The sequence below is a fragment of the Collinsella aerofaciens genome, assembly GCF_015552075.1.
Classification (GTDB): domain Bacteria; phylum Actinomycetota; class Coriobacteriia; order Coriobacteriales; family Coriobacteriaceae; genus Collinsella; species Collinsella aerofaciens_Y.
The window spans coordinates 83,137-92,856 of record NZ_JADNDZ010000052.1 but is presented as its reverse complement, the minus strand read 5'-3'; the positions used below and the strand labels follow the sequence as shown (position 1 = coordinate 92,856).

At 61.5% G+C, this 9,720-nt stretch carries 9 protein-coding genes and 1 tRNA gene; 3 read left to right on the top strand and 7 right to left on the bottom strand.

What is annotated here, in order from left to right; translation table 11 throughout:
* Positions 1-220: 220 nt before the first annotated feature.
* Positions 221-1,192, bottom strand: a complete 972-nt coding sequence (locus tag I2D41_RS03745) for a glycosyltransferase family 2 protein (protein WP_052044190.1) — start codon at positions 1,190-1,192, stop codon at positions 221-223.
* Positions 1,193-1,352: 160 nt separating this feature from the next.
* Here I2D41_RS03745 and I2D41_RS03740 point away from each other — a divergent pair, with 160 nt between their 5' ends.
* The 3 genes from I2D41_RS03740 (at position 1,353) to I2D41_RS03730 (ending at position 3,108) form a co-directional block, all read left to right on the top strand.
* Positions 1,353-2,198 carry an ABC transporter permease gene (locus I2D41_RS03740; protein WP_022094778.1) on the top strand — a complete coding sequence of 282 codons (846 nt, stop codon included), beginning with the start codon at positions 1,353-1,355 and terminating at the stop codon, positions 2,196-2,198.
* A gap of 11 nt (positions 2,199-2,209) precedes the next feature.
* Positions 2,210-2,977 carry an ABC transporter ATP-binding protein gene (locus tag I2D41_RS03735; RefSeq protein WP_195363579.1) on the top strand — a complete coding sequence of 256 codons (768 nt, stop codon included), beginning with the start codon at positions 2,210-2,212 and terminating at the stop codon, positions 2,975-2,977.
* A 54-nt stretch (positions 2,978-3,031) separates the two neighbouring features.
* Positions 3,032-3,108 (top strand) — tRNA-Arg (locus I2D41_RS03730).
* A gap of 104 nt (positions 3,109-3,212) precedes the next feature.
* On the opposite strand, the gene aroQ is transcribed toward I2D41_RS03730, so the two are convergent.
* The 6 genes from aroQ to aroB all read right to left on the bottom strand — a co-directional run bounded on the left by aroQ (position 3,213) and on the right by aroB (position 9,698).
* Entirely contained in the window at positions 3,213-3,650 is a 438-nt protein-coding gene (aroQ, locus tag I2D41_RS03725) for a type II 3-dehydroquinate dehydratase (RefSeq protein WP_195363578.1), read from the bottom strand.
* Between the two features lie 101 nt (positions 3,651-3,751).
* The gene (locus I2D41_RS03720; RefSeq protein WP_195363577.1) at positions 3,752-4,990 is read right to left on the bottom strand and encodes a shikimate kinase; all 1,239 of its coding nucleotides are present in this window, start codon (positions 4,988-4,990) and stop codon (positions 3,752-3,754) included.
* On the bottom strand, positions 4,991-6,136 hold the full coding sequence (pheA, locus tag I2D41_RS03715) for a prephenate dehydratase (protein WP_195363576.1): 1,146 nt from the start codon (positions 6,134-6,136) through the stop codon (positions 4,991-4,993).
* A 43-nt stretch (positions 6,137-6,179) separates the two neighbouring features.
* Positions 6,180-7,277 carry a chorismate synthase gene (gene aroC, locus I2D41_RS03710; protein ID WP_195363575.1) on the bottom strand — a complete coding sequence of 366 codons (1,098 nt, stop codon included), beginning with the start codon at positions 7,275-7,277 and terminating at the stop codon, positions 6,180-6,182.
* 1 nt (position 7,278) lies between these two features.
* A complete protein-coding gene (aroA, locus tag I2D41_RS03705) occupies positions 7,279-8,598 on the bottom strand; it encodes a 3-phosphoshikimate 1-carboxyvinyltransferase (protein WP_195363574.1) in 1,320 nt (439 codons plus the stop codon).
* The gene (gene aroB, locus I2D41_RS03700; protein ID WP_195363573.1) at positions 8,592-9,698 is read right to left on the bottom strand and encodes a 3-dehydroquinate synthase; all 1,107 of its coding nucleotides are present in this window, start codon (positions 9,696-9,698) and stop codon (positions 8,592-8,594) included. Before aroB ends, aroA begins: the two co-directional genes overlap by 7 nt.
* Positions 9,699-9,720 lie beyond the last annotated feature (22 nt).

Below are 9,720 nucleotides of genomic sequence, written 5' to 3'. Positions count from 1 at the left end.
GGGCCCCATCGCCCCGCGCCCGGTCCACTCCGCGCTCGACCTGTCCAAGCTCGAGGCTGCCGGCTTCCACATGCCCGACTGGGAGGAAGAGCTGGGGGAGTACATCAAGACGCTCTAGCCGCTATTAACTTTTCGAGAGTAAAAGCCGCCGTTCTTTAACGGCGGCTTTTCTTGTTGGTGGCTATCTGCGCAGTGGTGCCAATAGTATTTTGCGGAAGATCTACCTCTCGCTTGGCATGGAAGTAGGGTGGCCGGGCTGGTCGTCGTAGGCGTATTTGCTGTACACGTTGACCTCCCACTGCTTTTTTTCGACCTTTGCTACAGAATCTAGGATGAAGCCGGTCGCAAGGCTCAGGCCGCATAGGAACATAAACGAGGCGGCGAGCATAGCGGTGGGGAAGCGCGGGACGAGGCCGGTCTGGAAATATTCGACAACGATGGGCATGCCCAGGGCGAGGCCGAATACCGCGAACAGAAGCGCAACGAGGCTGAAGAACTTCAGCGGGCGGTAGTCCTTGAACAGCGTGCCGATCATCGCAACGACTTTAATGCCGTCGCTCACGGTGTTGAGTTTGGACTCGGAACCCTCGGGACGGTCGCGGTACTCGATGGGCACATCTTTGATGCGCCAGCGGTGGTCGACGGCGTGGATCGAGAGCTCGGTTTCGATCTGAAAGCCCTCGGAAAGCACTGGGAAGGTTTTAACGAACGGGCGGCTCATGGCGCGGTAGCCTGTCATGACGTCATCGAAGCTGTAGCCATAGATCCACTTGATCATGGCGCGGACCAGATTATTGCCAAAGCCGTGGAAGGCACGCTTGTTCTCCTCGGCGTAGGTGCCGTTGGAAAGGCGATCGCCTACGGTCATGTCGGCCGTGCCGTTAAGGATGGGCTCGCAGAGGGCCTTGGCCGCCTCGGCGGGGTAGGTGTCGTCTCCGTCGACCATCAGGTAGCAATCGGCGTCGATATCGCGAAACATCTGGCGGCACACGTTGCCCTTTCCCTGACGGGGCTCAAAGCGGACTGTGGCGCCGTGCTCGGTGGCAATGCGTGAGGTATCGTCCGACGAGTTGTTGTCATAGACATAGACCGTCGCCTGCGGAAGCTCGCGGTGAAAGTCGTCGATGACTTTGCCGATCGTGAGCGCTTCGTTGTAGCAAGGGATGATGACGGCGATGGATTCAGAATTCACTTAATGCTCCTTATACATTCAATCCTAGAAAGTATAGCCGTTTGGGCCTGGCATCCTAAGATGTGGGTTAGTTCTCCAGTTTTGTTGCGCGAATCGTTTGCATGGCCGTCGGGTCTATACTGTTCGTTTGTCAACGATTACGAGTAAAGGAGTTGCATCCGTGTCGGATCAGACAAAGCAACAAGAAACTCGCAGTCTGCCTGCGACGTTTGCTAAGAACGAATTTGAGAAGGACGCGTTTATCCTTCGTCAGCTGGTTACCAAGGATTTTAAGATCAAGTATCGCCGTAGCGTTCTGGGCGTCGCATGGTCGGTGCTCAACCCGCTGCTGATGATGATCGTCATGGCCATCGTGTTCTCGACGATTTTTGGCCAGGGCCGCAATGGCTCAATGACGCCCGAGATGTACCCGCTGTACTTGATCGTGGGTAACATCACCTTTGCCGTCATGTCTGAGTCTACTAACCAGGCCCTGACGTCGATCGTGGGCGCTGCCCCTCTGCTCAAGAAGGTTAAGGTGCACCGCTGGGTTTTCCCGGTGCAGAAGGTGCTCTTCTCGCTGGTCAACTTTGCCTTCTCGCTGGTCGCCGTCGCCATCGTCATGCTGTGGTTCCGCGTTATGCCTTCTTGGCACCTGATTCTGTTGCCGGTTTGCCTGCTGCTGCTTATGTGCTTCTGCATGGGCCTGGGCATGATGCTCTCTGCCCTTACGGTCTTCTTCCGCGACGTTATGCATCTGTGGAGCGTCGTCATTACGGCGTGGACTTACATTACGCCCATCTTCTGGACGACTGACTATATTGCGCAAATGCCGCATCTCGTGCGTATCTTGATGTATGCGAACCCCATGTTCAACTACCTGCAGTTTATGCGCGATATCTTCCTGTTCCAGACTACGCCCTCGCTTATGACGTTTGGTATGTGCGTCGCTTGGGCGGTTCTTGCGCTTATTATTGGCTATACCGTGTTCCATAAGTCCGAGCGCAAATTTATCCTCTACATCTAAGGAGTGCTGTGATGACTGAATCTGTTGTTGATTACAGCGAGCAGCCTCTGGCTGTCGAGGTCGACGACGTCACCATGATCTTTAACATGGCGTCCGAGTCGCTGACCAACCTCAAGGAGTACTTCATTAAGCTTGCCAAGCACGAGCTGTTCTTTGAGGAGTTTAGGGCGCTTAAGCACATCTCGTTTGATATTCATCGCGGCGAGGTTGTGGGTCTGGTCGGCACCAATGGCTCCGGCAAGTCTACGATGCTCAAGATTATCGCTGGCGTTCTTGAGCCTAGCGAGGGCAGCGTTAAGGTGCACGGTAACATCGCGCCGCTGATTGAGCTTGGCGCCGGCTTTGACCCCGAGCTGACCGCCCGCGAGAACATCTATCTGAACGGTGCCCTGCTCGGCTACACCAAGGAGTTCATCGACGCCAACTTTGACGGCATTATTGAGTTCGCTGAGTTGCAGAACTTTGTCGATATGCCGCTTAAGAACTTCTCCTCGGGCATGGTGGCGCGTATCGCCTTTGCAATCGCGACGATTACCGAGCCCGATATTCTGATCGTTGACGAGACACTGTCCGTCGGTGACGTGTTCTTCCAGCAAAAGTGCGAGGCGCGCATTCAACACTTTATCCAGAGCGGCGACGTGACAGTTCTGTTCGTTTCGCACTCCATGGAGCAGGTTGAGCGCATCTGCCAGCGTGCAGTTTGGATTGAGAAGGGTGACCTTCGCATGGACGGCCCGGTCAATGAGGTCTGCAAGGCGTACCGCGAGCAGTTCAACTAGGTTATAATTACTTGCGCCTGACAGGCTTGTGCTTGCTTGGGCGTGCGGTTATTTGCTCCATTAGCTCAGTTGGATAGAGCAGGGGACTTCTAATCCCAAGGTCGACGGTTCGAATCCGCCATGGAGCACCATCGTTTATTAAGCCCAGACCGCTTGGTGGTCTGGGCTTTTTTCATCTTGTGTGTTGCTGGAGCCGAGCGCGAGCAAGCCGCTGCTGTTTGTTGGGGTTGGCATTTTACTTTTCGAGATGCTCTTTCAGCAGCTCCAACGCGTGGGCGTAGCCCTTCAGGCCCTCGCCGGTGATGGTGGCGAAGCAGGCTAGGCGTGCGTAGCTCACCTGGCGGAAGTCCTCGCGCGTCTCGACGGCGCTGATGTGGACCTCGACGGCGGGGATGGCGACGGCCTTGAGGGCGTCCAGGATCGCCACGCTCGTGTGTGTGTAGGCCGCCGGGTTGATGACGATGCCGTCGACCTTGCCGTAGGCCTCCTGGATCTTGTCGACGATGCTGCCCTCGTGGTTGGACTGGAAGACCTCGACCTCGTCAAAGCCCTGTGCGGCGCCTGTTTCCTTGCAGATCTGCACCAAGCGGTCGTAGTTGTCGCTGCCGTAGATGCCCGGCTCGCGGATGCCGAGCATGTTGAGGTTGGGGCCGTTGATGACGAGTGCTTTCATGGTTGCTTCCTTTGTGGTTGTGCAGTGTGCTGCAGGCCTTGGGGTTTGACGTTTGCCCAGATAAAACCTGCCAAAATAAACCTGTCCCTTTTTGGTAGGTTTTAAAGGGTGTCGAGGAGGGCTTGGGCGGTGTTGGCGGCGCAGTCGCGCGAGTCGATGATGTAATCGGCCCAGGCACGGTAGCGCGGCATGCGCTGTTCGGCCAGCTTGTCGATGCCGTCGCGGGCGGTGATGGGACGACCCTTGTGGGCGAGCTCGTCGAGCTTGCGGTTGAGCATTACGATCAGGCTGTTCTGGTGCAGCAGCGGATAGTTCTCGTCGCGCGTGACGACGCCACCTCCCGTGGAGAGCACCAGGCCGCTGCGCTTGGAAATTTCGGCCAAGGCCGCCGTTTCCTGTTCGCGGAAGGCCGCCTCGCCGCGCTCGACGATAAAGTCGGCACAGGGCATGCCCAGACGCTCCTCGAGCGCGCGATCCAAGTCGATGTGCTCGCGGCCCGTGAGCTGGGCGATCTGCTCACCCACGCGGGTCTTGCCCGAACCCGGCATGCCGATCAGCGCGATGTTTTGTTCGCGGCGGGACAGACGCTCCGTTACGTCTAAGATGCGCTTGCGCGGGGTGACTTGGCCGGTATAGTGCTCGACGGCCTGTGCCGCTTGGGCCACGAGCATCAGCAGGCCACCGATGCAGGGGATGCCGCGGCGCTCGGTCTCGAGCATGAGTCCCGTGCGGGCGGGGTTGTAGACAATGTCGATAACGCCTTCGAGCGCATCGAGCCCTTCGAGCGTGCAAGGCGCGTCGGGGCAATGGGGGAACATGCCGGCGGGCGTGCAGTTGACGAGCAGGGCGGCGTCGGACTGCTGCGCGATGTTGCAGTAGTTGACCTCGCTCGTGCGGCCCACGGGCACCACGGTGGCGCCTAGGTCGCCGAGCACCATGCTGGCAGTGGTACCCGCGCCACCGGTGGCGCCGAGCACAAGGACCTTCTTGTCGGCCACTTCAACGCCCAGCTCCTCGACCAGGCACTGAAAACCAAAGTAGTCGGTGTTGTCGCCGCGCAGGCGGCCGTCGGGCAGGCGCGTGATGGTGTTGACGTTGCCCATACGCTCGGCCAATGGACTCAGCTCGTCCAGGTATTCCATGACGGCGCGCTTGTAGGGGATGGTCACGTTGGTGCCCTCCCACTCGTCGCCCGTCATAAAAGCCTCAAGATCCTCGGGCTCACGCTCAAAACGCACATACTCCAGGCCTGCGAGCTCTTTGTAGATGGTCGGGGTGTAGCTGTGGCCCAGCACGCGGCCCAGCACGCCGTAGGGGCGGGTTGCGGTGGTATCGGTCATCTAGAGCACCTCCGTGTAGCTGCCAAAGTAGGTGAAGCTCTCGCACACGTCGTCGATGGAATCAAGCAGGTCGTCGAGGGCCTTGCTGCCAAAGGGGCAGTCCAGGTCAAAGTAGAACATAAACTCAAAGTCGCGGCCGGGGATGGGGCGGCTCTCGAGCTTGATGAGGTTGATATTGAGCGCGTAGAAGCGCTCGAGTACACGATAGAGTGCGCCCGGCTCGTTGGCCGTGGTGATCATGAGCGAGGTGCGGTTGGCACCGGGATAGACGCGCGGCTCGCGGCTGATGACGACAAAGCGCGTGTAGTTGTTGTCCGAGTCCTGGATGTTGGGCTCCAGCACCTCGAGGCCATACAGCGTGGCACAGCTGCGCGAGGCGATGGCGGCGACGTCGGTGCGCTCGGAGTTGGCGACCATCTCGGCCGACATGGCCGTGTTTGGGTACTTGGTGGCGTGCAGGTCGTGGGACTCGATAAAGCCGGCACACTGGGCAATAGCTTGGCCGTGGCTGTAGACCTCGCGCACGTCGGCGAGCTTGGTGCCGGGCTTGACGAGCAAGTTGTGGTCGATTTTGAGGCGAAGCGAGCGCACGATGTGGAAGTCGAACTGGGCGAGCAGGTCGTAGACAGCGTTGACCGAGCCGGCGGTGGAGTTCTCGATGGGCAGCACGCCAAACTCGCAGAAGCCGTCGCGCACGGCGCACATAACGCCTTCGAAGGTCTCAAAAAACGCGATGTCGGGCACGTCGAAGAGCTTGCACGCGGCGATTTGACTGTAAGCGCCCTCAACGCCCTGACAGGCGACGGTGGCCGTCTGGGGGAAGGGTGTGTCAAAGGCCACGGCCGTGGCGTGGGCCTTTTGCGAGACGGTGATGCCCTTGAGCTCGTTGATGTAGCGCTGCTGCTCGGCCTTGCTCATGCTCATGAGGAGACGGAACAGGGTGATGGTCTGCGCCTCGTAGCGCTCGGGCGCGCGGCTGGCGAGGTTGTTGAGCTTGGAGCGCTCACGGGCGGGGTCGAAGACGGCCTTGCCCATCTCGATTTTTGACTTGGCGACCTCGGTGGCAATGTCCATGCGCTCGACAAAGCTGTTGAGGAGCGTGGTGTCGATGCCATCGATGGCCTGGCGGATGTCAGCAAGGTCCATGGAGACCCCTTTCACGTATCGGGGGATGTTGAGGGGTGGGTAGTTAGCGCTGGGCGGCGTCTTCGAGGAGGGCGTCCCAGATGGCAAGGGCGGCGGCTGCCTCGGCTACGGGGACAGCTCGGGGGACGATGCAGGGATCGTGGCGGCCGTGGACCGAGAGCTCGGCATTTTCCATAGCGTCCATGTCCACCGTCTGCTGCTCACGGCCAATGGAGGGCGTCGGCTTTACGGCCATGCGCCACATGACGGGCGCGCCGGTCGAAATACCGCCCAGGATGCCGCCGGCGTTGTTGGACTCGACCTCGATCTCGCCGGTTTCGGCATCGATGCGATACGGATCGTTGTTCTCGCTGCCGCGCATGGCGGCGACGGCAAAGCCCATGCCAAACTCCACGCCCTTTACGGCGGGAATGCCAAACGCGATTTGCGCGATGCGGTTCTCGATGCCGTCGAACATGGGGTCGCCGATGCCCGCGGGAAGCCCGTAAATGCCGCACTCCACGATGCCGCCGATGCTGTCGAGTTCGTCGCGCGCGGCTAGGATCTCCTCGCGCATGCGGCCGGCTGCGGCGGCGTCAATGCAAGGAAGATCGTTCGTTAGGATCGCCTTACGGTCGGCCTCGCGATAGACCATGTCGTCCATCGGCAGGTCGGAGATGCCGCCGATCTGCGCGACGTGCGCCATCACGTTAATGCCGCGGGCCTCGAGTGCCTGCAACGCAATGCCGCCGCCGATGCACAGGGGTGCCGTTAGGCGGCCGGAGAAATGCCCGCCACCGGCGACATCGTGCATGTTGTGATACTTCACGCGCGCAGGGAAGTCCGCATGTCCGGGGCGGGGCTTGCGGCGCTGCTCAGAGTAATCCTTGGAGCGCGTGTTGGTGTTCTCGATAATCGCTGCGATGGGCGCGCCGGTGGTGTGCCCATCGACCACGCCGGCAATGATATGCGCGGCATCGGCCTCGCGGCGCTTGGTCGCGGTCTCGTCGCGGCCGGGGGCGCGACGGTCCAAAAAGGCCTGCAGCTGCTCCTGATCAACGGCAATGCCCGCCGGGACGCCATCGAGCGAGCAACCGATGGCGGGGGAGTGCGACTGGCCGAAGATGCTTAAGTGCAAGACGTTGCCAAAGGTCGAGGACATGCTATTCCTCCTCGAGTGTGACCTTGCCGCCCAGCAGGCGGTAGTGGTCGAAGAAATCGGGATAGGACTTGTTGACCGCCTCGGCGCCGTGGATCACGACCTCGCCGGTGGCGCGGCTCGCGGCGATAGCGGCCATCATGGCGATGCGATGGTCGTTGTGCGAATCGACCTCGCCGCCGGTGAAGGCATCGACACCCTTGATGATGAGGTCGTCACCGGCAATGCGCACCTGCGCGCCCAGCGCGGTGAGCTCGCGGGTGGTGGTTGCCAGGCGGTCGGATTCCTTGATGCGCAGACGGGCGCAATCGCGGATAAAGGTGCGGCCCTGCGCCAGCGAGGCTACGGCCGAGATGACGGGCACCAGGTCGGGAATGTCGTGGGCACTCATCTCAAAGCCGGCAAGTTTGTCGGACTGTACGGTGGCGGCGTTGGTGGAACGCACGATGCGGGCACCAAAGCGCGAGAGCGCGGCGAGCACGTTGCGGTCGCCCTGTGCGGAGCTGAACGACACGCCCTCGACGGTGATGGGGTCGGTGCCGATGGCGCCGGCGCACAGCCAAAAGGCGGCGTTGGACCAGTCACCCTCGACGGCCACGCTACCGGGCGTGCGGTACGAGCCACTGCTCACACGGAAGTTCGTGACCTCGGGCTGTCCGTCCTTGGCCGGGATGCGCTCGACGTTGACCTCGACGCCAAAGGCCTTCATGGCCTGAATGGTCAGGTTGATGTAGGGACGGCTCTCGATGAGGCCGGTCACCTGCACGCAGGAGGGCTGGGCCAGCAGCGGCGCCGCCAGCAGCAGGCCCGAGATATACTGCGAGCTCACGTTGCCCGGCAGCACAAAGGTGCCCGGGCGCATGCGGCCGCTCGCTTTGAGCGGAAAACCGCCTAGGCCCTGCAGGTCACAGCCGGCGGCGATGATCTCGTCCGAGAGCGGGGAGAGCGGGCGGGCGCCCAGACGGCCCTGGCCCACAAAGGTGGCCTCTGCGCCCAGCGCGCAGGCGACGGGCAGCATAAAGCGGAGTGTGGAGCCGCTCTCTCCGCAGTCGAGCGTGCCGCCGGCAAGGGCCTTGAGCAGGCCAAATTCAACGCTTTTCATGGTTGGATGGACCTGGAATCCGCCCTCGACGGTTTCAATGCGGGCGCCGAGTGCCGTAAGGCAGCGCACCGTGGCCTCGATGTCGGCGCAGGTGGTATTGCAGGTGACGTGCGTCTCGCCGTTGGCGAGTGCGGCGCAGATGATCAGGCGGTGCGCCATCGACTTGGACGCGATGGCGGGAACGGTACCCTTGAGCGGGGACGGGGTGATGCGGGCTAGCATGCGGATGCGTCTCCCTTCTGGCCGAGGCCCTCGGCAATGAGTTCGTGGAAAGTGGAAAGTGGCGTGCGGTCGATGCTGCAGCGGCCAATGCCGTGCGGAATCACCAGGTCGATGGTGTCGCCCGCGCGTTTCTTGTCGTGGAGCGCCTCGGCAAAGACGGCATCGGCGGAAAGCTCGCAGCGGGTCTTGAGGCCGTGGCGGGCGCAGAGCTCCTCAATACGACCGGGCAGTGCAGTATCGCAAACGCCGTGCAGGGCCGCGGCGCGCGTGATGATGCCCATGCCGATCGACACGCAGTTGCCGTGTCCCAGCTCAAAGTGCTCGCAGGCCTCGACGGCGTGCCCGGCGCTGTGCCCAAAGTTGAGGAGCTTGCGCTGGTTGGTTTCGCGCTCGTCGGCGACGACCACGGCGCGCTTGATGTCAATATTGCGGGCGATGATGAGCGCTACGCGGGCCACATCGCGGTTGAGCAGCTCAAGCGCGAGCGGGGTCTTCTCCAGCTCGGCGAAAAGCTCCGGGTCGGCGATCACGGCGTGCTTGACGACCTCGCCGCAGCCGTCGGCGAACTGCTCGGGCGTGAGGGTGGCCAGGCACCCCACGTCAGCGATAACCACGCTCGGCTGCCAAAAGGCGCCGGCCAAGTTCTTGCCGGCAGCCAGGTCGATGGCGGTCTTGCCTCCCACCGATGAATCCACCATGGCGAGCAGGCTCGTCGGGATCTGCACAAACTTGCAGCCGCGCATGTAGGTGGCGGCCACAAAGCCTGCCACGTCGCCCACGACGCCGCCGCCGAGTGCCACGATCACGTCGGAGCGCGAAAGCTCGTGCTCGGCCACAAACTCCAAAATGGCAACATAGGTTTCGGCGCGCTTATGGGCCTCGCCGGCCTCGAAGGTGCAGATGCTCACCTCGTAGCCTGACGCCTCCAGGCTCTGCTTAACGGGCATCTGGTAGAGCGGGCCCACGTTGGTGTCCGTCACGATGACGGCCTTGGTGCCGCCGGCAGTGGCGCGCACGAGCGGTCCCGCCTGCTCCAGCAAAAACGTGCCAACATGCACCTGGTAGGGGCGTGCAGTGTCGATATCGATGGTAATCGCCATAAGCTTCGGTCCTTTCGACCTG

What these genes read in the sequence shown, in the direction of transcription:
- aroQ (WP_195363578.1), bottom strand. Translation starts at nt 3,650, where the DNA reads ATGAAAGCACTCGTCATCAACGGCCCCAACCTCAACATGCTCGGCATC.
- aroA (WP_195363574.1), bottom strand. Translation starts at nt 8,598, where the DNA reads ATGCTAGCCCGCATCACCCCGTCCCCGCTCAAGGGTACCGTTCCCGCC.
- aroB (WP_195363573.1), bottom strand. Translation starts at nt 9,698, where the DNA reads ATGGCGATTACCATCGATATCGACACTGCACGCCCCTACCAGGTGCAT.
- aroC (WP_195363575.1), bottom strand. Translation starts at nt 7,277, where the DNA reads ATGTCCTCGACCTTTGGCAACGTCTTGCACTTAAGCATCTTCGGCCAG.
- I2D41_RS03720 (WP_195363577.1), bottom strand. Translation starts at nt 4,990, where the DNA reads ATGACCGATACCACCGCAACCCGCCCCTACGGCGTGCTGGGCCGCGTG.
- I2D41_RS03735 (WP_195363579.1), top strand. Translation starts at nt 2,210, where the DNA reads ATGACTGAATCTGTTGTTGATTACAGCGAGCAGCCTCTGGCTGTCGAG.
- pheA (WP_195363576.1), bottom strand. Translation starts at nt 6,136, where the DNA reads ATGGACCTTGCTGACATCCGCCAGGCCATCGATGGCATCGACACCACG.